We start from the raw sequence: 24186 nt of genomic DNA on the forward strand, positions 1-24186 counted from the left end.
ATGGTGACGAAGACCTACTCGGATTCCTTCTCCGAGGTCTTCTCGGTGTCCTGCGTGTCTGCGCTGTGGTGATCGGCGTTCTGGACGCTTCCTCCGGGGCCGCGCACAATACCGCATACACTATCGCGCGGATCAGCGTAGCGCAGGTCGATACCGAAGGTATTGCGGATCTGGCGAGCCGAGTTCAGGTGCCAGCGCTGCGAATCCGAGGGGGTTACGGAGGTGACCGCCTTCTGACCCGGAGCCAGCTTCTCGTGGCGAATATCGTAGTGCTTACCGCCCATAGTGATGGTGAAGCCGTGCTCCTGCAGCAAGTGCACGAATGCATCCACATCGTGCGGGATCTTACGGCCGCGCTGCCTCTTGGTACCGCTCATCCTCGGCTGCGACTCGAAGGGGTTACGGTTGGGCGCGGTGCCGCGACTAATACGAACTACCTGCTGGTCGGAGTGCGAGAACTCTATCTGGTAGCCGTTGAGCGAGTACACGGTGCGGCTACTACCGGGAATCGGGCGGCGGTCCTCGGCCTCATCCAGGATGCGGGCAATGTACTCGCCGGTCAGTCCGAGCGACTTGAGCTGAGCCTGAGCCTCGGGGGAGAGCTGATAGCCTCCAGCGAGAGCCTGCAGCGGGCGTAGCGCGAGCACTTCGGCGGTCAGGGGGTTGAGCACCACCTGGTAGCCTTCCTCTTCATGCGTGTAGAGGGTAACTTCGCGGCCGTAGCGGTTCTCTTGTGCGCTTTCTTGAACCACCGTGCTTGTGGGGGATTCGATGATATCCAGAAGCAGCTCGTAGGTGAGCCCGTGGCGCATCATGTAATCCATTACACCGGGGAGCACACCGTAGATGCGGCGGTGCGGCGGCACGTCACCGTAGAATTCCTTCTCAATGCGCGCGGCAATACGCTGGTTCTCCAGCGGTACCTCGGTCAGCGGAATGAGGCGTTGGTTGGAGGGGCGAATCTTGGCGCGTGCGGCGGCGGGTTTGGGTGCCTGACGGTACGCGTCCACGAGTGCCTGCTGCTGCTCCATGAATTCCTGGGCAATGAGCGGTAGGAGGGTGAAGTAGAGCTCTGCTGCTTCGGGCTTGAGCGCACCGTTCTCATCGAGCAGGGATGCGCCGTCCTTGGAGAGCAAATCCCACGGCTTATTGTTTGCAGTGCTATCTTCGGAACCCTGCTCATCGCGGTAGCTATAGGCGGCGAGGGAGGCAAGTTCCTGCAGACGAACGTACACCTCAAGAGGAACGGTGATCTGCTTAACGGACATTATTTTCCTCCTCGGTGGTGTTTTCTGTCTGAGTTACGCCATCTTCTGCCTGGTCAGTGGCATTTTCTGAGTCTTCCGCCTGCTGAGCCAGGGCATTACTGAGCTCTTCGAGCTGCGCCTTGCGCAGGGTTTCGGCGTGCAGGTGATGGAAGTCCGGGCTCTTCGCAAGAGCCATAACGGTCCGCTCATCGGGCGAAATCGCAATTTCCAGACCCTGTGCCGCGTAGATGCGGGTCCAGCCTTCAGCCATACGCACGCTCTCAGGGTTGCTCAGGGCATGAAGCATCAGGTCGAAGACGAAAGGCGGGTTCTTCTTCAAGAAGGTACGGGCGCGCTCGCTGAATTCGAGTTCCAGGGCGTTGAGCGAGTTGTATTTGCCGTGCGCCAGGGATACTTGTGCCGCTTCGTTGTATTCGGCGTCGTATTCGTCAATGACGGTAATGATTTCTGCGGAGGCGGTGTTAACGTCCACCCGGTAATCATCGTGAGTGAAGCGAATCGTCCAGTCGTTGAGTTGTTCTACCGCGCCTTTACGCAGGATGGTGCGCACGATCTCTTCGCTGATGTTTTCGCGTTCGAGGCGGGCACGCAGGCTCGGGCGCAGGCGGTAGCTGCGTTCGCGGTCCTCTTCGCTGATGCCGCGAGGCGCGGTCGGTTCAGTGGTTACCGGCTGAGTGGCGGGCGCGCTGATGGCTGCCGTAGCCGTGGGGATCGGGGCTGCGGGCTTCGGCTTGCTCGGCTTCGGGACACTCATCTCCGGGGCGGCGGGCGCACTCGGTAGGGGCTGGCTGAGTACGGGCAACTCTTCAACAGGTGCCTGCTCGCTAGATGCTTCCGTATGAGTAGCTTCTGCAGCTTCGGCAGTCTGTTGACGGGCATGCAGACCCTCCAGGTACTCTTCGATGCGCGGCGGACGGTAGGTTAGCGTGGACTTGCGGAACATGCCGGGGGAGGGAGCACCGGGAGTAGGCACTGCAGGCTTGGGGGCTGCAGACGTAGGGGCTGCGGGCTTCGGCGCTGCAGGCTTGGGAGTGGCGGCTGCGCTTACCACGGCATCCTCACTGACTGCACCCTCGTTGGCCTCTGCAACGGGAGCCTCAGCAGTGGAGTCTGCGGTAGTTTCGGTTGCCTGCAGGTCGTTCTGTTCTTCTTTAAGAGGCTTGCTGTCGCTGGTTTTCTCATCGCCGCGTCGGAGGGCGGCAATGAGTTCCTGACGGGAAGTATAAGGAATGATTTCCTCAGGTGAGTCGATATATCGGGGGAAATTCTCGTAGAGAATCTTCGCCGCGGCCTCAAAGAGCTTTTCTGCGGTGGTGTTGGCGGCGGGTGCGCAAGGGCAGAGGAGTTCTTGGCGATGCGCGTCATAGAGGGACCAGTGGGCGCATCGTTCGGTGGGTGGGAAGTAATCGAGGGTGCCCAAGTCAGCAATATCAATGAGCGTACCTATCAGGGACTGCGGAATGGATAGCTGTGCCATAGTACTCCTTTGCGTTGTCTACTCTCCAACCTATGCGTGGAGGGTCCTCTTTCCATCCTAGGCGTTTTTTGGCGGGTGTGCCCCGGAGCACGTCATCTGGGCGCGTAAATCTGTGAATTCACAGGTTGGGGTACTTTTAGGTGCGGCTTTTGGCACGGATGGGGCAGCGTCAGCTGGTGAAGCATCCTTGCTACGCCTAGCTAGACCCTGCAACGTGTCGTACTGCAACATGTTGTACTATGCGGTGGCTTGAGCTCTGCCCGGGGCTTGTGTCAGAGCGTTTTCTGTGTGCTTGTTTCCCAAAGACATCTTCCCGGGTGTGCCTTCTGGGTATATAAAAAATCCCCGGTTCCGAAGAACCGGGGATCGGTGGTGCGCCCGAAGGGATTCGAACCCCCAACCTTCTGATCCGTAGTCAGATGCTCTATCCGTTGAGCTACAGGCGCATGTTCCTCGTTTCGGATTTGTTCAACCCGTCGCGGCAACAGGTATTACTATACGGATGTCCCCAAGGGTATGCAAGCCGAAAAGCTCGAAATTGACCCAAAATTCTCTCCGAAAAATTTGATAACAACCTGTTTTGCCGCATGATTCCAGGGTTTTTGGTGGCGTAAAATTTTTTCAAAATATTTTCTCAGCGCCCTAAAATCGATGCTGTGGGCCCCTGAAATCCCCGAAGGGTCCCACCATACGACCTAAAAATTCTTTACAGAAAATCTCCCGTACTCTAAGAATGTGATGCGCAGAACTTAAGAAATGGCGTCATAGAAAGCTCTGCAGGCCATTAATGCGTTATTCTGTAAGCATCACGAGGAAGTGGAGACTGTCCAAGCGTGCATATTCACCTTTGTTTGCACGCTTGTAGTGTTTAACTGCTTCTTTGTTACCGCAGACCTAACCGGATCAATGTAGTATCCGGGCCACCGATTGAAGGGGAAAACGTCAATGGCTGACACCTCAACTCGTACTCTCTCTGCTGAACTCGAAAAGGAGCTGCAGAGCGCACCCACCACCCACCAGGGCCTCCTGGATTGGGTTCGCGAGGTTGCGGCACTGACCCAGCCCGCACACATCTACTGGGTGGATGGCACTCAGGAAGAATATGACCGCCTGGCACAGGAACTGGTTGACGCCGGTACCTTCGTTCGCCTCAGTGATCACGAATTCCCGAACTCTTATGCAGCTTTCTCCGATCCTGACGACGTTGCACGTGTCGAGGAGCGCACCTTCATCTGCTCCGAGACTGAAGAAGGCGCAGGCCCGACCAATAACTGGCGCGACCCCGTCGAAATGAAGCAGACCCTGACCGGTCTGTTCGAGGGCTCCATGCGCGGTCGTACCCTGTACGTCATTCCCTTCGTCATGGGCTCCCTGAAGGCTAAGAACCCCAAGATTGCTGTTGAGCTCAGCGACTCCGCATACGTTGTCTGCTCCATGCGCATCATGGCAACCATCGGTAAGGACGTTCTTGCCAAGCTGAACGAGACCAACGGTTTCTTCGTCAAGGCTCTGCATTCTGTTGGTGCACCCCTGAAGCCCGGTCAGGAAGATGTCCCCTGGCCTTGCAACCCCGAGAAGTACATTGTCCAGTTCCCCGAGACCCGCGAAATATGGTCCTTCGGCTCCGGCTACGGCGGTAACGCACTACTCGGTAAGAAGTGCTACGCACTGCGTATCGCATCCGTTATCGGTCGCGATGAGGGCTGGATGGCAGAGCACATGCTCATCCTGAAGGTCACCAACCCCGAGGGTAAGGTTCGCTACATCTCCGCAGCGTTCCCCTCCGCGTGTGGCAAGACCAACTTCGCAATGATGGAACCCACCATTGACGGCTGGAAGGCTGAGATGGTCGGCGACGACATCGCATGGATCGAGTTCGACGAGAACCACCAGGCACGCGTGGTCAACCCCGAGGCTGGCCTGTTCGGCGTGGCACCGGGCACCGGTTACTCCACCAACCCGAACGCTATGAAGGCTATCGCAAAGGGCAACACCATCTTCACCAACGTTGCACTGACCGACGACGGCTCCGTCTGGTGGGAGGGCAAGACCGACGAGACTCCCGAGCACCTAATTGACTGGACCGGTCAGGACTGGACCCTCGAGTCTGGCCGCCCGGCAGCTCACCCGAACTCTCGCTTCTGCACCCCCGCATCCCAGGTCGACATGCTCGCTCCCGAGTACTACGACCCCGAGGGCGTGCCGCTGAGCGCTATTGTTCTGGGTGGTCGCCGTAAGACCACCATCCCGCTGGTGTCCGAGTCTGAGAGCTGGGAGCAGGGCGTCTTCCGCGCTATTACTCTCTCCTCCGAGACCACCGCGGCTGCTAAGGGTGCTGTCGGTGTGATTCGCCGCGACCCGATGGCTATGCTGCCCTTCATCGGTTACAACGCTGGTGACTACTTCAAGCACTGGATTGACTTGGGTAAGAAGCACGGCGCTGAGAATATGCCGAAGGTTTACTACGTCAACTGGTTCCGCCGTACCCCCGATGGCAGCTTCGCATGGCCGGGCTTCGGCGAGAACTCTCGCGTTGTGAAGTGGATTTGCGACCGCCTGGACGGTAAGGCTGGCGGCCAGGAGACCTTCCTGGGCACCGTTCCCACCAAGGAAGACCTTGACCTGACTGGTCTGGAAATCTCCGAGGATGAGCTGAAGGCTGCTCTGGCTGTCTCGAAGGAAGAGTGGACTGCTGAGCTGCCTGGCATCGACGAGTGGCTGGCTAAGTTCGGTGACAAGTTGCCTGCTGAGGTTCGTGAGCAGCGCGATGCTTTGGCTAAGGCCCTGGAAGACTAAAGTTCTCTGCTGAACCGCATGGTTAGGCGTTTGGAAGGGGCGGAATCTCGCTGTGAGGTTTCGCTCCTTCCTTGTATTTAGGGGAAATTTTTGAATCCCTATCAGATGTGAAATGATAAGTTTTCTCTCAACAGTGTGAGTGCAAGGCTATGCAGTCCACTTGCTCTTGAGAAATACTCAAAAAATTTTTGGGGAGCACTGAAGGTTTGGTAATTGCTCACCTTAATTTCTTGCACTCTCACTGCACGGAATACAATTCCAATGTAAGATTTTGAGCGCTCTGAGCCTGTGACGGTTCGGAGCACCCGTTATTGCCTCTGTTAAGATGGTGCTAACACGAGAGGATAGAAGGAGTATCCATGCGTTTGACAGCATTTTCGGATGTCTCGCTCCGTGTTCTGATGCTCCTGTCTGCCCTGGAGCCCGGCCAGAAGCTCTCTACTCAGAAGATTGCTGAGGGAGTGGACACCCCCTATAACCATGTGGCGAAGGCTGTGGCTTTCCTTGTGAACATGGGTTACCTGGATTCGACTCGTGGTCGTTCTGGTGGTGTCATGCTTTCGGATGCGGGTCGTTCTGTGACCGTCGGCATGGTTCTTCGGGCTACTGAGGGAGATATCCCCATGATTGAGTGCGAGGATGAGAACGGCCACTGCCCCCTCGATAAGTTCTGCCGACTGCGCAATGTGCTGGCGAAGGCGCGTGAGGCGTTCTACGCTTCGGTGGATTCGATTGTGATTAGCGAGTTGCCTGCCGGTGCGCGCCCCGCGGGTCCGGTGTTTGTGGAGCTGGGCTTTGCACCTCCGGAGGAAGCGCTGTCTGTGTGGTAAGTCTGCATGCTAAAAGGGATACGTGATACCTGTGGAGCTTCCCGGCGGGAGGCTCCACAGGGTTTTAAAGGGGAATTCTGTGACCACTACCGGGGTTGCTGGAGATTTTCTGTGATGACTTTCTATAGAGTTTTCGAAGGAAATCGGGGGTATACTGCCTCTATTTGAGGGGGCTGTTGGAGTCTGCATGAATCCTAAATTTGTGCAGGAAATACAAAATATTGCAAATCTACTTTTCAGATGCGGAAAATGTGACCATGTTCATTTTTGCACCGCATTGCATACTTTCCGCAGTAAATATATTTTGATGCCAGAATTTTTATGCACACTCCGGGGCTAGTCACGCGGCGAACTCAAAGATAGTGCTGAAAATATATAGTGTGATGCAGGGCTCTCTCTTTGAGTCAGGCTGAACCATAAGCCTCACCTAAACCCATCAACACCCCTTAGAGAGTGACCTGCACTCAGCGCAAACACCCTGCAAAATGCTACGGTAAGGGTGCTTTATAAACACTCCGTCACCAACTGAGCTGTCCGAGTGAACGCCCCCGCATCACATATATCAAGGGTGTCACCACAACGACCGCGGTGACCGTACAGGAAGAAGGCAAGACATGCTCTCCGAGAAGTCCCGCCCCATTATTGAGGCAACGCTACCCATCATTGCTGAGCGCATCAACGACATCACCCCCGACTTCTACCGTCGAATGTTCGCCGCTCGCCCCGACCTGATGGACGGCATGTTCTCCCGCTCCTCTCAGCTCGAAGGAACCCAACCCAAGGCACTGGCTGGCTCCATCGCTGTGTTCGCTTCCTATATCGTCCAGAACCCGGACTCCTACCCCGACGAGGTCCTCTCCCGCGTAGCACACAAGCACGCATCCCTGGGCCTGAAGGAAGAAGAATACCCCACCGTCTACAAGTATCTCTTCGAGGCAATCGCCGCTAACCTGGGCGACCTGGCTACCCCCGAAATTGTTGAGGCATGGACCGAGGTCTACTGGCTTATGGGCAACGCCCTCATCAAGCTGGAGAAGGGCCTGTATGCTTCTCAGGCAAACGATGTGATGTTCGCACCCTTCAAGCTCGTTGACCGCAAGGAGACTGGGGAGAACGTTGTCGTGCTGACCTTCGAACCTGCCGACAAGACCCCCATGACCGAGTCCAAGGGCGGGCAGTACATCTCCATCATCGTTCCCGCACGCGATGGCCTGCGCCAGGCACGCCAGTACACCCTGCTGCCCAGCGAAAAGAACCAGCGCCGCATTGGTGTGAAGCTCGACCCCAACGGTGAGATGACCTCTGTCCTGCACGAGCTCGAAGTTGGCGCTGTTGTCGAGATTTCCAACCCTTACGGTGACCTGACCCTAGAAGGCTTTGGCGACCCCCAGGCACCCCTGTACCTCTTCTCCGCAGGCATTGGCACCACCCCCATGCTCAGCTTCCTCTCCGAGCTGGCTGAGAAGGGCTCTGAGCGTCCCGTGACCGTAGTGCACGCAGACCGCCGCCTGGATACCTGGCCCCTGCGTGAAGAGCTTACCGAGCTCGTCGGTAAGCTGCCCAATGCACGCCTCGTATCCTTTATTGAGGGTGAAGACGGCGACTTCACCGGCCGTGTTGACGTCTCCAAGCTAGATGTTCCCGCCAACGCTAACGTTTACCTCTGTGGCCCGCTGCCCTTCATGCAGGGCGTACGCTCCGCGCTGGTAGAGGCAGGTGTCCCCGGCAAGAACATCAACTACGAAATCTTCGGCCCCGACCAGTGGATGCTCCACGATCAGGCACGCGAGGATTAAAAACTGAGCACACCGGATTACCGGTTAGCTTTCTTATGGCCGACTAGGTTCTTTCTCTGAGACAGAAGAACATGGCCGGATTGAGAATTCAAAACAAAAATCCCGCCCCGCAGAAATAATCTGCGGGGCGGGATTTTTAGTAGCTAGCTAGTGCTTAGCCCTGGCGAACCAAAGCCAGAACCTCGTCGCGGACGCGCTCCATGGTCGCAGCATCCGGTGCCTCAAGGTTCAGGCGCAGGAAAGGCTCAGTGTTTGAAGGACGCAGGTTGACCCACCAGCCTTCTTCAGTGTTAGTGAAGGTGGTGCCGTCGGAGTCCTCAATAACCACAGGAGCGTTAGCGTAGTGTGCACGCACGCGGTCCACAGCGGCAGCCTTGTCTTCCAGCTCGGAGTTAATCTCACCAGAGGCAACGTACGGGGAGTACTTCGCGCTAATCTCAGAGAGGGGCATGTCATTGCCACCCAGAGCAGCCAGCACGTGCATTGCAGCGAGCATGCCGGTGTCTGCGTTGAAGAAGTCCTTGAAGTAGTAATGAGCGGAGTGCTCGCCACCGAAAACGCCGTTCTCCTTGGCCATAACAGCCTTGATGAAGGAGTGTCCCACGCGGGTCTTCACGGAGCGGCCGCCCAGCTTCTCAACCAGCTCAGGAACAGCCTTCGAGGTAATCAGGTTGTAGATGATGACGGGCTCTTCGTTGCCCTCTGCCTTCGCACGAGCAATCTCGCGCTCAGCAACCAGAGCAGTCACAGCCGAAGGAGTGACGGGCTCACCCTTCTCATCGATAACGAAGCAACGGTCAGCGTCACCGTCAAATGCCAGACCAATGTCAGCACCGTGCTCAACAACAGCCTTCTGCAGGTCAACCAGATTAGCCGGCTCCAGCGGGTTAGCCGGATGGTTCGGGAAGGTGCCGTCCAGCTCGAAGTACAGCGGAACGATTTCCAGAGGCAGGCCCGGCAGGATGGTGTTACCCAGAACAGCGGGAGTGGTCATACCACCCATGCCGTTACCGGCGTCAACAACAACCTTCAAGGGGCGGATGGAGGACAGGTCCACCAGTTTGCGCAGGTAATCTGCGTAAGGCTTGAGAACATCCTTCTCAGAAACGGTGCCGACCTTCTCAGCCGGAGGAATCTCGCCCGAATCCAGGTACTTCTGAGCCAGGTCACGAATGTCGAACAGGCCGGACTCGGAAGACAGCGGAACAGCGCCAGCCTTAGCCATCTTCATGCCGTTGTACTCTGCGGGGTTGTGGCTAGCGGTGAAGGTAACACCGGCAGCGTTCTCAACGCCACATGCGAAGTACAGAACGTCAGTGGAGATCAGACCAATCTTCTCAACATTTGCACCGCGAGCGGTTGCACCCTGGGCGAATGCATCCATGAATTCAGGGGAGGAGGGGCGCATGTCGCCGCCGACCAGGATAGTCTGGCCCTCCAGGCCCAGAACGTCTACGAAAGCCGCGCCAGTAGCGCGAACAGTCTCTGCGGTAATGGTTTCACCGACAATGCCACGCACGTCGTACGCTTTGAATGAGTCATGTAGATTAATAGTAGTCACGCCTTTTATTCTAGCGGTAAAGAAATACAACTAGCCTCTATAATGGGCTGGTAAAACCTTATAAATTCCGCTGAATGTATGGGTTTTTTATCACGTCGTTTGCTTCAAACAACTCACGTCGAGAGGTATTTTCCCCCATGGGTGAGATTTTTTCCCTAAAAAACCAGATTCAGAATTATGCGTGGGGTTCCCGCGAAATTCTCGGACGCATGCGCGGGGTACCCGTGCCCACCGAGCAGCCCGAGGCTGAGGTGTGGGTTGGTGCGCATCCGGCTGCTCCCTCCCGCGCAACCGTTGACGGCACCGAGTCCCCGCTCAACGAGCTGATTCAGGCTGAGCCCTCTCGATTCCTGCGCCCGGATCGTACCTCCGACTGGTTCCCTTTCCTCTTTAAGATCCTTGCGATTGATGCACCCCTGTCGATTCAGGTGCACCCCACCCCTGAGCAGGCTATTGCCGGCTTCGAGGATGAGCAGGCACGTGGTATCGCCATTGACGCTCCGCACCGTAACTACAAGGATCGCTACTCCAAGCCTGAAACCGTCATCGCGCTGACACCGATGCGTGTGCTCACCGGCGTGCGTACCTCAGCGCAGGTGGCAGAGCTTGCCGAGGCGTTCAAGGCTGGCTGGCTGGCAGAGCGCGTGGAGCTTACCCCCAAGCAACTGCTAACCGAGATTATTCGCATGCCCGAAGAGACCGCCACCGCGGCTGTTGAGCAGCTTGTCGAGGCGGCAGCACAGCTGGCCGACTCCGAAAACGTTGCTATTGCTGACGCCGCTGAGCTCGTGCAGATCGTTGCCGGCAAGTACCCCGGCGACCGCGGTCTGCTCGTAGCATTCGTCATGAACCTGGTTCGCCTGGCACCGGGTGAATCCGCTTTTACCCCCGATGGTCAGGTGCACGCTTATGTTTCCGGTACCGCTATTGAGCTGATGAACCCCTCCGATAACGTGATGCGTGCGGGTCTGACCGCAAAGCACATCGATACTGAGGAGCTCATTAAGGTTCTTGGCGAGAGCCAGGATGCCCCCGTCATCCAGAGCCCCACCCCCGAGAATGCACCCGTTGGCACCTACGCCATGTGGGATGAGCGCATGAGCGTGACCCGCATCCGCGTTGAAGAGGGCAAACGGCAGGAATACACCTTCGAGGGTATTAGCGCCGCACTGAGCGTATCTGGCGAAATCACCATTCACGCAGCAGACGGCAACGGCACTGAGGAATTCGTACTGGGTGCTACCGAGTCGGTGCTGCACGTGGGTGAGCCCTCGGTGGCAACCCTGAGCGGTAGTGGTGAGCTGTACATCGCTTCTTACGTCTAGGTCTTACCTCTAGACGTTATGTCTGGGAGATGTCTCTAGACACTCAAGTCCAGACAGATAAATGGAGCATTCAAAAGAGATTGCTCCGCTAATGACGCTTATAAAGAATCCACGTTCTTTCTTACCTTTGAATAAGGTGAGGGGACGTGGATTTTTTATTCCCCCGATGCTCGGGGGGGGGGGGAGGGCTTTTTGTGTTGACCCTACAGAATGTGTTCTAAGTAACCTATAATTGGTCTTATAAATATGCGTTTACCTGTGCTTTTATGCACCTCTTCCTCAGGTACGCAGCCCCAAACCGCTAGGAGAACACCGTGAAGATCATCCTCACCGTCACAGGTATCGACCACGAAGGCATTATTGCCGCCGTGACCGCAACCCTCGCCGAGCGTAAGGTCAACGTCCTCGACGTCTCCCAGACCATCATGGGCGAATACTTCACTATGATTATGCACTGCTCCTTCGACGAAGCGCAGCAGAACCTCATTGACTTGCAGGAAGCCATGATTGGTGTCGAGCACGAACAGAAGGTGCAGATTCGCATCCAGGCAGAATCCATCTTCAAGGCAATGCACACCATCTAGGGCTCCACTTATGCGCAACACCAACATTTTAGAAACCCTCCGAATGATCGAGGAGCAGAAGCTCGACATTCGCACCGTCACTATGGGTATCTCCCTGCTCGACTGCGCCGACTCTGACGGTGAGGTAGCCCGCCGCAAAATCTACGACAAAATCACCAGCTGCGCTGCAAACCTCGTCAGCGTCTGCGAAGGTATCGAAACTGAGCTCGGCATCCCGATTGTCAACAAGCGTATCGCCGTCACCCCCATCGCACTGGTGGCAGGCGCCTCCAGTGACGAGGACTACGTAGAATTCGCCCGCACCCTTGACGCAGCAGCCAAAGCAGTCGGAGTGAACTTCGTCGGTGGCTTCAGTGCCCTCGTCGACAAAGGCATGACCCTCGCTGACGAGAAGCTGATTCGCTCCATCCCGCGAGCGCTCGCAGAAACCGACGTGGTCTGCTCCTCCGTAGACATCGGATCCTCCCGCGCTGGCATTAACATGAGCGCAGTCAAGCTCATGGGCGAAACCATCCGAGCCACCGCAGACCTGACCGAGGATGCACACGGCTTCGGCTGCGCCAAGCTCGTCGTCTTCGCGAATGCCGTCAGCGACAACCCCTTCATGGCGGGTGCATTCCACGGTGTGCAGGAGGCAGACACCACCATCTCCGTGGGTGTCTCCGGTCCCGGCGTGGTACACCGCGCCCTGCAGAGGGTCCGGGGCGAATCCTTCGACACCTGCGCCGAAGAAATCAAGAAGGCAGCTTTCAAGATTACCCGCGTCGGTCAGCTGGTTGGTACCCTCGCTTCCGAGCGTCTGGGCGTACCCTTCAACATTATTGACCTCTCCCTGGCACCCACCGCAGAGATTGGCGACTCGGTCGCGCACATCCTCGAAGAGATGGGTCTGGAAACCGTCGGTACCCACGGCACTGTTGCGGCACTTGCGCTGCTCAACGACGCGGTGAAGAAGGGCGGCCTCATGGCGTGCTCAAATGTTGGTGGTCTCTCCGGCTCCTTCATCCCGATTTCTGAGGATATCGGCATGATTGAATCCGCAGCCACTGGATATATCACTCTGGACAAGCTTGAAGCAATGACTGCCATATGCTCCGTCGGTCTGGACATGGTCGCGGTCCCCGGAGATACTCCCGCTGCTACCCTCGCCGCAATGATTGCCGACGAGGCAGCAATCGGCGTGATGAACCACAAGACCACCGCGGTCCGCGTCATCCCGGCGGTCGGCCTGGGCGTAGGCGACATGATTGAATTCGGTGGCCTGCTCGGTCGCGCACCCGTCATGCCCACCCACACCCCCAGCGCGGAGGCGTTCATCGCCCGCTGCGGTCGTATTCCGTCGCCGGTTCACGGTTTCCGCAACTAAGCTCGGTTCCGTAACGAAGCTCTAGGGGCGCTGAGAACCAATAGAAAAGGGGAGACACCGAAGATCATCTCTTCGGTACCTCCCCTGTGTGCTGTATAAGCTACCAAGAAGCTACTAATACACGAAACGGCTCATCAACGCCTCAAGCGCCAGACGCGCATTCGCGTTCGTCCGCAGGCGACGCAGAGTCAGCTCGACCGCCTGCACATCCTCCAGCAGCTGCTGGGCGGAACGGCGGGTGCAGAACGCCTCCAGAGGTTCACGCAAATGCTCATTGACCAGCGGAGCCTGAGCCGACAGAGCCACCGTCAATGCATCACGCAGAACCGTCTGAACCTGCGCCACGGAACGCAACAGCGTATCAGATGAAACACGCTTAGCGCGGCGCTTCTGCTCCTCCTCCAGACGGCGAACCTGCGCTCGCAAAGACGGAGAAACACGCTCACCCTCGCGAATACCCAGCAGCGCCAGAAGCTCCTGGCGTTCCTTCTCATCCTTGAGAGCGGAGACAGCCTGTGCGTCCTGGTCAGCAAGGTCGGTGAGCTTCTCTGCTGCGTTGAAAGCTGAAGAAATAGAACGAACATTCAGAATCAGGGAGGTAATCAACTCCCGATGAGCCATAGCCTGCTCATCGGTCGCCAAACGGTACCCCTCCTGCGCATCGCCCAGAGCCAGACGCGCCGCACGCTGCGCCAAAGGATCAGCTACACCGTGTGTAAGCAGATACTCGTGCACCTGTGCATCGGTAGGAACCGGCAACTGCACTGGGCGGCAACGCGAACGAATCGTTACCAGCACATCGGTGGGGGAGGGTGCCGTCAACAACCAAATCGTATGCGGTGGTGGCTCCTCAATCGCCTTCAACAATACATTGGAGGTACGCTCCGGCATGCGCTCGGTGTCTTCGACCAGAATCACGCGCCAGCGACCCACGGCCGGGCGGTCCTGAGCCTTCATGACCAGCTCGCGTGCCTCATCAATGCTGATGTGCGTCGCCTCGGTACTAAAGTGCGTAAAAGCTGTGTGCGAACCGTTCATGACGGTTACGCAGCCCTTGCACTGACCGCATCCGCGGTTCTGGGGGTCGGGCTGTTCACACAGCAGTGCGGCAGCGAAAATTTTTGCTGCCTCACGGTGGGGCGCACCGGTTGCACCTGTGAAAAGCCAAGAGTGCGTGGGGCGGTCGGCAGCGGCATCCGTGCGTAGCTGCTGGAGCTTATCTGAAGGAATCAGCAGGGTATCCCAGAGACTCATGAGTCCTCCTGACCGGTGCAGACCAGTTCGCGGGTGGCAAGCAGAGGCTCAATCACCTTAAGCACGCGCGCGTGTACTTGCTCAATCGTGCCCACACCATCAATGATGCGGTGCGAACCGTTAGTGTCCTCGCGTGCGATCTGCTCGAATGCACCGTGAATGCGTGCCTTGAACGCCGCGCCTTCAGCCTCAATACGGTCGACGGTGCCGCGCTGGTCCATGCGCTCCTGCTCGGCGCTCAGCGGCACACTCAGCAATAGGGTCGCGTCGGGAACCAAGTCGGCGGTGGCCCAGCGGCTCAAATCGACGATGGTTTCAATACCCAAATCACGGCCGACCCCCTGGTACGCAGCGGAGGAATCAATATAACGGTCACTGAGCACGATGGCGCCCTCAGCGAGTGCGGGGCGAATCAGCTGGGAGGCGTGATCCGCGCGGGACGCTGCAAAAATCAGCGCCTCGGCGCGGTCGTCAATGGTGCCCTGACCTGCTTCCAGGACGAGGGCGCGAAGCTTCTCGCCAATCTCGGTGCCACCGGGTTCGCGGGTGGTGATGACACGGTATCCGCGGGCACTGAGCGCTTCATTCAGCAGGGTGAGTTGGGTGGTTTTGCCGGCGCCGTCGCCTCCTTCGACCACGATAAAAAGCCCGCGGCGACCGGTCGGGTCAGCGGGAAGATTCTGTGCATCGGGGGTGTAGCTGAGAGTATCCATCACCCTTAAGGGTACCGGGTCTCTTAGCGGCACCGGTGCGGTTTTGGTGATACATCCGCGTGGGATTGAGCGCGCATAAAGGTAAAAAAACATGTAAATCCTGTGTGCCGTCACCTGCGCAGGTGTGCGTTCTGGGCGCGGGTGTGCCAGGCTTAAGGACATGAGTGCAGATAACCACGACATGAATTACTCCGCAGAGACCTTTGTCGTCTCTGGCGGCCGCCCGGCACACGAGCATGATGCGCCGGTGAACCCTCCGATCGTTCTTTCTTCCACCTACCGCGGTGTGGATGCTGTCAATATTGAGCAGGACCGAGTGTACGCCCGCTTCTCGAACCCCACCTGGGAGGGTATGGAAGAGGTTGTGGCGAAGCTGGAGAACGCTACCCAGCCTGGTCTGCTGTTCCCCTCCGGTATGGCTGCTGTCGCTGCTGTCATCGACCTGGTGCCGGTTGGTTCCATTGTGCTGATTCCTAAGCACGCATACATGGCGTCTGTAACCATATGTAAGGATTTGGAACGCCGCGGCATCATTGAGCTCGTCCGCGTGGACATTGAAGACACCGAGAGCGTTATCGCTACGATGGAGGATGCCGCATCCCGCACCGGCGTCACCCCGGAGAACGTGAACTACTCGGAGCCGAAGGTCCTGGCGTGGCTGGAGAGCCCCACGAACCCGATGCTTGAGGTGGCTGATCTGCCTGCCCTGCTTTCTGCCGCTCGCCGCTTGGGCATTGTGACCGCGGTGGATAACACCTTCGCAACCCCGATTCTGCAACGTCCCCTGGATTTTGGCGCAGACGTAGTGGTTCACTCTGCGACGAAGTTTCTTGCGGGCCACTCCGATGTTCTGCTGGGTATGGCTCTGACCTCGAATAAGGAGCTGTATAAGGCGATGCGTCACCACCGTATCACCAATGGCGCAATCCCCGGTCCGGTGGAGGCGTGGCTTGGCCTGCGCGGTCTGCGCACCTTGGCACTGCGCGTGGAACGTGCTGTAGAGAACGCGCAGGTTCTTGCAGAGCGTCTGAGCCAGCACCCCTTCGTGGCTGAGGTGCGTTACCCGGGTCTGGAGAGCGACCGAGGTCATGAGATTGCGAAGAAGCAGATGGACGGTTTCGGCGCGATTCTGTGCGTTACTCTTGATACGGACGCTGCTGGTGCCCGTAACGTTGTGGAGGCGCTGAAGCTGTGGACTCCGGCAACTTCCCTGGGCGGTGTGGAGTCTCTGGTAGAGCGTCGTCGTCGCCACGGTAACGAGCCGGATTCGATTCCGGAGTCTCTGCTGCGCCTGTCGGTGGGTATTGAGAACGTGGATGACCTTTACAATGACTTGGTTGAGGCCTTTAAGGTCGTCCGCTAAGCGCTTTGCTAGGGTTGTCTAGAGAAGCTGCTGATTCTAAGGAATACTATGTCTCCTATTCTGCTGGTCTGGTATGTGACCACTTTTGTTGATACGCTGCTGGCTATCGCTGGTGCTGCGGTTGGTCTGCTGGCTTTTATGCGTGCCTGGGCGTCTCCGGCAAATGCGTACGATTTTGCCGGTAAGCGTCCGAAGAACACGTGGTTGGCTTTGACCGGTGGTTCTGCTGCGGTTTCGCTGTTTAGCGTTTTTGCTGCGGTGACTGGCGGCGGTAATACTGTGCTGATTCTTCAGTTGGTTGCGGCTGTGATTAGCTGCGTGTTTCTTGCTGGTGTGTGGCCTTCGGTTGGTCGCCGCCGTTTCTAGCATTAGCTTGTGCGCTCGCTTTGAGCGATAGACGGTGAAGCCTCGTGCGCTGTCTGACGGGTTTGTCCTGATCGGGTGGTGTGCGGGGCTTTGTCCTTTTCTAGTGGGGTTCTTGAGTCTTCTGTTCTGGTAAGGAAGACCCTTATAAATTTTTGGGAGAATGCATACTTTCTAAGCCTTGAGGCATGACAAACCAGCGGGTAAATGAAAAAATAGAGGTATGACTTACAAACTAGTACTCCTGCGCCACGGCCAGTCCGAGTGGAACGAGAAGAACCTGTTCACCGGCTGGGTGGACGTTAACCTGACCGATAAGGGCCGTGCTGAGGCTAAGCGCGGCGGCGAGTTGCTGGCAGAGCGCAACATCCTCCCCGATGTTGTTCACACCTCCCTGCAGCGTCGTGCAATCAACACCGCAAACCTTGCCCTGGATGCGGCAGACCGTCTGTGGATTCCCGTCAAGCGCTCCTGGCGCCTGAACGAGCGTCACTACGGTGCTCTGCAGGGTAAGAACAAGTCCGAGATTCGCGAGGAATACGGCGACGAGAAGTTCATGACCTGGCGTCGTTCCTACGACGTTCCGCCGCCCCCGCTGGATGATAACGACCCCTACTCGCAGGCGCACGACCCCCGCTACGCGGATGTTGAGAACGCTCCCCGCACCGAGTGCCTGAAGGACGTTCTGGGCCGTATGCTTCCCTACTGGGAGTCGGACATCAAGCCCGACCTCGCAGCAGGTAAGACCGTTCTGGTTGCTGCACACGGTAACTCTCTGCGTTCGCTGGTCAAGCACCTAGAGAGTATTTCCGATGAGGACATCGCGGGCCTGAACATCCCCACCGGTATTCCGCTGTACTACGAGCTGGATGAGAACTTCAAGCCCGTCAAGGCTGGCGAGTACCTGGACCCGGAGGCTGCTAAGGACGCTATTGCTGCCGTAGCAAACCAGGGTAAGTAATATCTCCGGCAGGATTGCACCCCTGTCATTGTGATGAGCCGTCCACCGTTGAGGTGGGCGGCTCATTGCGCTCTCTGTAAGGTTTCTGCACGGGGAGTCCGCCTGAGAAGGGGGGCGTCCGCTCAAGTGCTGGGTATCGGCCACATTTATACTTATGGGGTACCCGAATGGAAGGGAAGTACATGGATGCCGGTCTGATCGCCTTTATTTCGGGCATGATAGGTCTGCTGGTGGGCGTCCTGAGCATGAATGCGGTGGCGCGTAGCGAGCGGGAGCAGGAGCGTAGCTTGGTGTCGGTGCCGGCGCTGCGTGATGGTGCCGCTCAGGTGCTTGCTGTGATTGGTCGTGCTTACCTGGTGATTGATGAGGTGGGCGGCGTGATCCAGGCTTCTCCGGGTGCGTATGCGATGGGTCTGGTGCGTGGTCATACGGTAGCCTCTGATGAGCTGGCGGAGATGATTCGCACGGTGCGTCATCGCGGTATTTTTGTTGAGCGTACTTTTGAGATTGACCGCGGTGAGGGTGAGGCGCTGGTCTTGGACGTGCGTGTTGCTTCGCTGGGGGACGAGTACATTCTGGTGCTCGCAGATGACCGCACTGAAATTTCTCGTGTTCAGCGTATGCGTAATGATTTTGTGGCGAATGTGTCGCATGAGTTGAAGACTCCGGTGGGCGCGGTGAGTCTGTTGGCTGAGGCTATTGAGCAAGCGAGCGATGACCCGGAGGCGATTGAGTATTTTGTGGGTCGTTTGCATAAGGAGACTCTTCGCCTGTCTGCGCTGGTGCGTGACATTATTGAGCTTTCGCGTCTGCAGTCGACTGATGTGATTGCGCGTGGTGGTCCGGTGTCGGTGTTTTCTTTGGTGGCTGATGCGGTGGATCGTTCGAATATTGTGGCGGAGGAGAAGGATATTCAGATTTCTACCCGCATCGAGGAGCTCCCCGAGGTGTATGGTGACGCCGAGCTACTGGGTATTGCTGTGCAGAACGTGGTGGAGAATGCGGTGCGTTATTCCCCGGAGCATACGAAGGTTGATATTTGGGTCCACCGTGTAGCTGATCAGCTACTGGTTGAGGTTACTGATCAGGGTGTGGGTATTCCGGAGGATGAGCAGAAACGTATTTTTGAGCGTTTTTATCGGGTTGATCCGGCTCGTTCGCGTCAGACGGGCGGTACTGGTTTGGGCTTGAGCATTGTGAAGCATGTGATGACTCAGCACGGTGGTAGCGTGACGGTTCGGTCGATGCCGCAGGAGGGCTCGACGTTTACGTTGGCGTTGCCGCTGAATGAGCCTCCGGTCGAAGTGTAGTGTTAGCGCTATAGGTTTTATGGAATCGAAGGAAGTTATTGATGTCTAAAATTCTGATTGTTGAGGACGAAGAGGCCCTCTCGGATCCCCTTGCGTTTTTACTGGGTCGTGAGGGTTTCCAGACGATTGTTGTTGACAGCGGTCTGGACGCTCTGCCGGTGTTTGACCGCGAGGGTGCAGATTTGGTGCTGCTGGATGTGATGCTCCCGGGCATGTCCGGTATGGAGGTGTGCCGCAAGCTACGTGAGGTGTCTTCGGTCCCGATTATTATGCTGACCGCTAAGGATTCTGAGCTAGATAAGGTTCTGGGTTTGGAACTGGGCGCTGATGATTATGTGACCAAGCCGTATTCTGCGCGTGAGTTGATTGCTCGTATCCGCGCGGTGTTGCGTCGTCGTTCGGCGGAGACTGATTCTACTATTGAGCCGGTGTTGCAGGGCGGCCCGGTGCGTATGGACATTGATCGCCATGTGGTGACGGTTAATGGTGAAGAGATTTCTATGCCGCTGAAGGAGTTTGAGCTCCTGGAGATTCTGCTGCGCAATGTGGGTCGTGTGATGACTCGTGGCCAGCTGATTGAGCGCGTGTGGGGGGCTGACTATGTGGGTGATACGAAGACTCTGGATGTGCATATTAAGCGTCTGCGTTCGAAGATTGAGCCGGATTCTTCTGCCCCGCAGTATGTGGTGACGGTTCGCGGATTGGGCTATAAGTTCGAGGTGTAGGCGGGCTTGAGAATGATGACTTCTGCTTCTGCGGCGAATACTGCTGTGATTGTTTTGGCGGCTGGTTCGGGTACTCGCCTGGGTGAGCCGATTCCGAAGGCCGCTGTGCGTGTGCATGGTCGTACTTTGCTGGATTATGCGTTGGAGGGTGCGCTCGCTTCGGGTGTTGCTGAGCATGTGGTGGTGGCTGTTCCTGCTGATTGTTCGGCGAGTTGCCCGGAGCTTTTGGAGGATGCCCGCCGTGCCGGTGCGTTGATTACTGCCGGTGGTGATACACGTACTGCTTCGGTGGTTGCGGCGTTGGATGCTTTGAAGGATGCGCAGGTTCCAGTGGATTATGTGCTGATTCATGATTGCGCTCGTGCTTTTACTCCGCCGCAGGTGTATCACCGCGTGTTTGAGGGTTTAGGTTCTGAGAGCCCGCAGGGTGTTGTGCGTGCGGTGATTCCTGTGTTGCCGGTGGTGGATACGGTGAAGACTGTGGATTCTGCTGGTTTGGTGACGGGTACTCCTTCGCGTGCGCAGATGCGTGCGGTGCAGACTCCTCAGGGTTTTGAGGTGGCTGCCCTGTTGGCGGTGCATGAGCGTAGCCGTTCCCTGCCTGCTGAGGAGGCTGAGCTGCTCACTGATGATGCAATGGCGATGGAAGCGGCGGGCGAGCCGGTGTTGACGGTTGCCGGTGATGCGAATGCGTTTAAGGTGACGACTCCGATGGATTTGCGGATTGCTCGCGCGCTGTTTGGTGATTCTACTGCCTAAGCCTGCCTCCTAACGCCTCTTGTGCTGAGGCGCTGCTACTGAGAAGATTTTTGATCGATTGAAGGGTCCTATGATGACTGTTATTCCTCGTGTTGGTACCGGTGTTGATGTCCACGCTTTTGGTGAGGAGGGCACTCCTCTGTACATTGCTGGTCTGCATTGGCCCGGTGAGCGTGGTTTGAGCGGCCATTCTGATGGTGATGTGGTGGCCCATGCTGCCGCGGATGCTCTTTTTGCCGCCTCCGGCACAGGGGATTTGGGCTCTAATTTCGGTGTGGACCGCCCGGATATGAAGGGTGCTTCGGGTGTTCGTATTCTTTATGAGGCTGCGGCGATTGTGCGTGCTGCTGGTTTTGAGATTGGTAATGTGAGCGTTCAGCTGGTGGGTAACCGCCCGAAGTTCTCTCTGCGCCGTGATGAGGCGAACCGCGTGCTGAGCGAGGCGGTGGGTGCTTCGGTGACGGTGATTGCAACGACTACTGACGGTTTGGGTTTGACTGGCCGCGGCGAGGGTGTGGCTGCTATTGCGACGGCGCTGGTGTTCGAGCGTCCTTAGGTGTCTGGTCGGCTTGACCTATTCCGTAACTTACCGTCCCGGTGTCTGAACCGACCCCGTAGAATGAAAGTGTGACTATGCGTTTTTATGATTCAGCTTCCGCGACTATTCGCGAGTTTGAGCCCGTCGTGCCCGGTGAGGCGCGTATCTATTATTGTGGTGCTACGGTACAGGGTGAACCACATCTGGGCCATATCCGTTCGGCGTTGGTTTTTGACCAGTTGAGCCGTTGGATGTGTTACCGCGGTCTGAAGGTGACGACGGTCCGCAATGTCACTGATATTGATGACAAGATCTTGGCGAAGTCTGCTGATTCTATGGAGCCCGGTTTTGAGGGTGAGTTCCCGAATGAGCAGTGGTGGGCGCTCGCGTATCGTTTTGAGAAGGTTTTTGCTCAGGCGTATGCGGCGCTGGGTATTGATCCGCCGACGTATGAGCCGCGTGCGACCGGTCATATTCCGGAGATGTTTTCTCTGATTCAGCGTCTGATTGATCGTGGCCACGCGTATCCTGCGCTGGATGATTCTGGTGATGTGTATTTTGATGTGCGTTCCTGGGATAAGTATGGTGCGCTGACTAATCAGAGCATTGATGATATGCAGGATTCGGTAGATGCTGATCCGCGCGGTAAGCGTGACCCCCGCGATTTTGCCCTGTGGAAGGGTTATAAAGAGGGCGAGCCTCTGACTGCTTCGTGGGAGTCTCCGTGGGGTCGCGGCCGTCCGGGCTGGCACCTGGAGTGCTCGGCTATGTCTGGTAAGTATTTGGGTTCGCGTTTCGATATTCACGGCGGCGGTTTGGATTTGCGTTTCCCGCACCATGAGAATGAGCTGGCGCAGTCGACCGCTGCCGGTGATGATTTCGCGAACTTCTGGATGCATAACGGCATGGTCACCTATGAGGGTGAGAAGATGTCGAAGTCTATCGGTAATACGATTTCGCCGGCGCAGATGCTGCAGATGGCTCGTCCGCTGGTGGTTCGTTACTATCTCGGTAGTGCGCATTATCGTTCGATTCTTGACTACCGTCCATCGTCTCTGCAGGAGGCGGCAACTGCTATTGAGCGTGTTGAGGCATTCCTTGCCGCTACTCAGGATGTGCTGAAGCCGGGCCGTGAGGTTCCGCAGGCTTTTGCTGAGGCTATGGATGATGACGTGAATATTCCGCGTGCTTTGGCGGTTTTGCATGAGCAGACTCGTGCGGGTAATGCGGCGCTTGCTGCCGGTGAGGATGCTTCGGAGGCGGCTAATGCTGTGATGGCTATGGCTGAGGTTCTGGGTTTGGCGCAGCTGATGAGCTTTAATGCTGAGGGCACTTCGAGTGCTGAGCATGAGGCTCTGGATGCGCTGATTCAGGCTGTGTTGGCGGAGCGTGCTGATGCTCGTGCTCAGAAGGATTGGGCGAAGGCTGATGCGATGCGTGATCTGTTGGCGTCTGCTGGTGTGCAGGTGAAGGATAGCGCGAATGGTTCGAGCTGGAGCGTTGGCTAGAGGGTGATGTGCCCCGCGTTTGTGCGTAAGGCTTAGGTCGCGCGGGTTTCTCTCGCGTAGACTCGTATTCATTACTTTGACGAAGGAAGAGAAGAATGGCTAAGGCAGGTTCGCGCCCGGGCGCTACCACCAAGAAGAAGGGTGCTACTAAGGGCACTGGCGGTCACGGTCGTAAGGCGCTTGAGGGTAAGGGTCCTACTCCGAAGGCTGAGGACCGCGTTTATCACAAGGCGCATAAGATGAAGCGTGCCGCTGAGCGTCGTGCTGCTACCGGTACGAACCGTAAGTTCCAGACTCGTCTGGGTGGTAAGCGTGCTAGCGATGAGCTGGTGACTGGTCGTAATGCGGTGCTTGAGGCTCTGCGTACTGAGATTCCCTCGAAGCACTTGTACATCATGAGCCGTGTTGAAGTTGATGACCGCGTTCGCGAGATCATGACTATTGCGAATAAGCGCAATATTCCGATGCTGGAGATTCCGCGTAGCGAGCTGGATCGTTTGACTGATGGTTCTGTACATCAGGGTGTTGCGATGCAGATTCCGCCGTATAAGTACCCGGATGCGACTGACCTGGTGCTGGATACTATGGAGCGTTGGCACTCGGGTAAGCTGTCGACTCCGCCGCTGTTTGTTGCTTTGGACGGTATTACTGATCCGCGTAACCTGGGCGCGATTATTCGTAGCGTGTCCGCGTTTAGCGGTGATGGTGTGATTATTCCTGAGCGTCGTTCGGCTGCTGTGACTGCTGGTGCGTGGAAGACTAGTGCTGGTGCAGCTGCTCGTGTTCCTGTTGCGATGGCGACTAATCTGACTCGCGTGATTCAGCAGGCTAAGGAGCAGGGTATTTTCGTGATTGGTCTGGATGGCGGTGGTGATATTGAGTTGCCGGCTCTGGAGCTTGCGAATGAGCCGCTGTGCGTGGTGGTTGGTTCTGAGGGTAAGGGCCTGTCCCGCCTGGTGACTGAGAACTGCGATCAGATTGTGTCGATTCCGATTGATTCTGCGATGGAGTCTTTGAACGCGGCGATGGCTGTGGGCATTACTCTGTACGACGTTTCTCGTCGTCGCGCTACCGTGAACTAGAGTTTTGAAGCTAGCGAGCTGCAGGCTTGTAGCTTGAGTGAGGAGGGCGTCCCCGTGAGGGGGTGCCCTCCTTTTCTGTCTTTTCTGCGCTCTCCCCATATATATGGGCTCATATATTCATATATAGGGAGGCTGCAGAACGGGGAAACGGGGAATCGTAGCGGTAGAGAAATACAGGTAATCCAGAGATTCCAGAGATGGGGGGGCTCCTCTTCTTGAGGCTGAGGGGCTCTGTCGCCCTTCTATATGGGCTCTTTAGGGAGCTTCTGCAGGTTTTTTGGGTTCTTTTGAAGGTTTTTAAACTTTTTTCGAAGAACTTTTGAGGAGCTTATCCTTTCCTGACTAGGGGTTCTAGTGTCATGTTTGGGTCAGGATGGACCTAAACCCCCGTGTTTGTGGTCTACTTCACCCTTTTTGAGGTTGCATGGGTGTTTAGGCGTCTGTATAGTTGTATGAGTCGCCGCGGCGAGGAGGAGAAAACGAAGAACTTCTTCGGTGTTTCTCCTAGTCGGAAGCGGTTGAATGACTTTCAATTGTATAGTGTTTTGGTTTCTTGCTTAGAAGATTCTCAGGTTGCTTTGTTGGTGATGGTGGAAGAGTTTAGGAA

20 protein-coding genes and 1 tRNA gene are annotated in these 24186 nt (G+C 56.8%); 15 read left to right on the forward strand and 6 right to left on the reverse strand.

The window, feature by feature from the left end:
• Positions 1 to 14: 14 nt before the first annotated feature.
• The 3 genes from O3648_RS04220 to O3648_RS04230 form a co-directional block, all read right to left on the reverse strand.
• A complete protein-coding gene (locus tag O3648_RS04220) occupies positions 15 to 1268 on the reverse strand; it encodes a cell wall biosynthesis glycosyltransferase (protein WP_279755174.1) in 1254 nt (417 codons plus the stop codon).
• A complete protein-coding gene (locus O3648_RS04225) occupies positions 1258 to 2745 on the reverse strand; it encodes a DNA repair protein (RefSeq protein ID WP_279755175.1) in 1488 nt (495 codons plus the stop codon). The genes O3648_RS04220 and O3648_RS04225 overlap by 11 nt, the downstream gene beginning before the upstream one ends.
• Before the next feature lie 370 nt (positions 2746 to 3115).
• Positions 3116 to 3191, reverse strand: a tRNA-Arg gene (locus O3648_RS04230).
• Between the two features lie 499 nt (positions 3192 to 3690).
• On the opposite strand from O3648_RS04230, the gene O3648_RS04235 reads away from it, so the two are divergent.
• From O3648_RS04235 to O3648_RS04245, 3 genes are all read left to right on the forward strand, one after another.
• Positions 3691 to 5541 (forward strand): phosphoenolpyruvate carboxykinase (GTP), encoded by a 1851-nt coding sequence (locus O3648_RS04235; RefSeq protein WP_279755176.1) that lies wholly within the window; start codon positions 3691 to 3693, stop codon positions 5539 to 5541.
• A 359-nt stretch (positions 5542 to 5900) separates the two neighbouring features.
• Positions 5901 to 6371, forward strand: coding sequence for an Rrf2 family transcriptional regulator (locus O3648_RS04240; protein WP_279742195.1), 471 nt, complete (start codon positions 5901 to 5903; stop codon positions 6369 to 6371).
• A 614-nt stretch (positions 6372 to 6985) separates the two neighbouring features.
• Positions 6986 to 8167, forward strand: a complete 1182-nt coding sequence (locus O3648_RS04245; RefSeq protein ID WP_279755177.1) for an FAD-binding oxidoreductase — start codon at positions 6986 to 6988, stop codon at positions 8165 to 8167.
• Positions 8168 to 8321: 154 nt separating this feature from the next.
• On the opposite strand, the gene O3648_RS04250 is transcribed toward O3648_RS04245, so the two are convergent.
• Positions 8322 to 9728, reverse strand: a complete 1407-nt coding sequence (locus O3648_RS04250; RefSeq protein ID WP_279742193.1) for a phosphomannomutase/phosphoglucomutase — start codon at positions 9726 to 9728, stop codon at positions 8322 to 8324.
• A 137-nt stretch (positions 9729 to 9865) separates the two neighbouring features.
• Here O3648_RS04250 and manA point away from each other — a divergent pair, with 137 nt between their 5' ends.
• The 3 genes from manA (at position 9866) to O3648_RS04265 (ending at position 13003) form a co-directional block, all read left to right on the forward strand.
• Positions 9866 to 11053 carry a mannose-6-phosphate isomerase, class I gene (gene manA / locus O3648_RS04255; RefSeq protein ID WP_371568656.1) on the forward strand — a complete coding sequence of 396 codons (1188 nt, stop codon included), beginning with the start codon at positions 9866 to 9868 and terminating at the stop codon, positions 11051 to 11053.
• A gap of 314 nt (positions 11054 to 11367) precedes the next feature.
• Entirely contained in the window at positions 11368 to 11637 is a 270-nt protein-coding gene (locus tag O3648_RS04260) for an ACT domain-containing protein (RefSeq protein WP_254756605.1), read from the forward strand.
• 10 nt (positions 11638 to 11647) lie between these two features.
• The gene (locus O3648_RS04265) at positions 11648 to 13003 is read left to right on the forward strand and encodes a PFL family protein (RefSeq protein WP_371568660.1); all 1356 of its coding nucleotides are present in this window, start codon (positions 11648 to 11650) and stop codon (positions 13001 to 13003) included.
• Positions 13004 to 13117: 114 nt separating this feature from the next.
• Here O3648_RS04265 and O3648_RS04270 read toward each other — a convergent pair whose 3' ends face one another.
• Together O3648_RS04270 and tmk are read right to left on the reverse strand one after the other, a co-directional pair.
• Positions 13118 to 14257, reverse strand: coding sequence for a DNA polymerase III subunit delta' (locus tag O3648_RS04270; protein WP_279789739.1), 1140 nt, complete (start codon positions 14255 to 14257; stop codon positions 13118 to 13120).
• Positions 14254 to 14970 (reverse strand): dTMP kinase, encoded by a 717-nt coding sequence (gene tmk, locus O3648_RS04275; RefSeq protein WP_279755181.1) that lies wholly within the window; start codon positions 14968 to 14970, stop codon positions 14254 to 14256. Before tmk ends, O3648_RS04270 begins: the two co-directional genes overlap by 4 nt.
• Positions 14971 to 15130: 160 nt before the next feature.
• On the opposite strand from tmk, the gene O3648_RS04280 reads away from it, so the two are divergent.
• From O3648_RS04280 to rlmB, 9 genes are all read left to right on the forward strand, one after another.
• A complete protein-coding gene (locus O3648_RS04280) occupies positions 15131 to 16333 on the forward strand; it encodes an aminotransferase class I/II-fold pyridoxal phosphate-dependent enzyme (protein ID WP_279755182.1) in 1203 nt (400 codons plus the stop codon).
• Positions 16334 to 16381: 48 nt separating this feature from the next.
• Entirely contained in the window at positions 16382 to 16699 is a 318-nt protein-coding gene (locus tag O3648_RS04285) for a DUF2516 family protein (protein WP_279742187.1), read from the forward strand.
• 220 nt (positions 16700 to 16919) lie between these two features.
• Complete coding sequence (locus O3648_RS04290; RefSeq protein ID WP_279742186.1) at positions 16920 to 17657, forward strand: phosphoglyceromutase; 738 nt, start codon at positions 16920 to 16922, stop codon at positions 17655 to 17657.
• A gap of 167 nt (positions 17658 to 17824) precedes the next feature.
• Entirely contained in the window at positions 17825 to 18967 is a 1143-nt protein-coding gene (locus O3648_RS04295; RefSeq protein ID WP_371568664.1) for a sensor histidine kinase, read from the forward strand.
• Between the two features lie 41 nt (positions 18968 to 19008).
• Positions 19009 to 19692, forward strand: a complete 684-nt coding sequence (locus tag O3648_RS04300) for a winged helix-turn-helix domain-containing protein (protein ID WP_371568666.1) — start codon at positions 19009 to 19011, stop codon at positions 19690 to 19692.
• Positions 19693 to 19707: 15 nt separating this feature from the next.
• Positions 19708 to 20451, forward strand: a complete 744-nt coding sequence (gene ispD / locus O3648_RS04305; protein WP_371568675.1) for a 2-C-methyl-D-erythritol 4-phosphate cytidylyltransferase — start codon at positions 19708 to 19710, stop codon at positions 20449 to 20451.
• A 73-nt stretch (positions 20452 to 20524) separates the two neighbouring features.
• Entirely contained in the window at positions 20525 to 21007 is a 483-nt protein-coding gene (ispF, locus tag O3648_RS04310; RefSeq protein WP_371568668.1) for a 2-C-methyl-D-erythritol 2,4-cyclodiphosphate synthase, read from the forward strand.
• A gap of 71 nt (positions 21008 to 21078) precedes the next feature.
• Entirely contained in the window at positions 21079 to 22497 is a 1419-nt protein-coding gene (gene cysS / locus O3648_RS04315) for a cysteine--tRNA ligase (protein WP_371568670.1), read from the forward strand.
• Between the two features lie 95 nt (positions 22498 to 22592).
• Positions 22593 to 23579: a 23S rRNA (guanosine(2251)-2'-O)-methyltransferase RlmB gene (gene rlmB / locus O3648_RS04320; protein ID WP_371568672.1), complete on the forward strand. Its 987-nt coding sequence runs from the start codon at positions 22593 to 22595 to the stop codon at positions 23577 to 23579.
• Positions 23580 to 24186 lie beyond the last annotated feature (607 nt).

Origin of the sequence: Rothia sp. 27098_8_161 (genome assembly GCF_041432905.1) — a bacterium.
In the GTDB taxonomy this organism is placed as follows: Bacteria; Actinomycetota; Actinomycetes; order Actinomycetales; family Micrococcaceae; genus Rothia.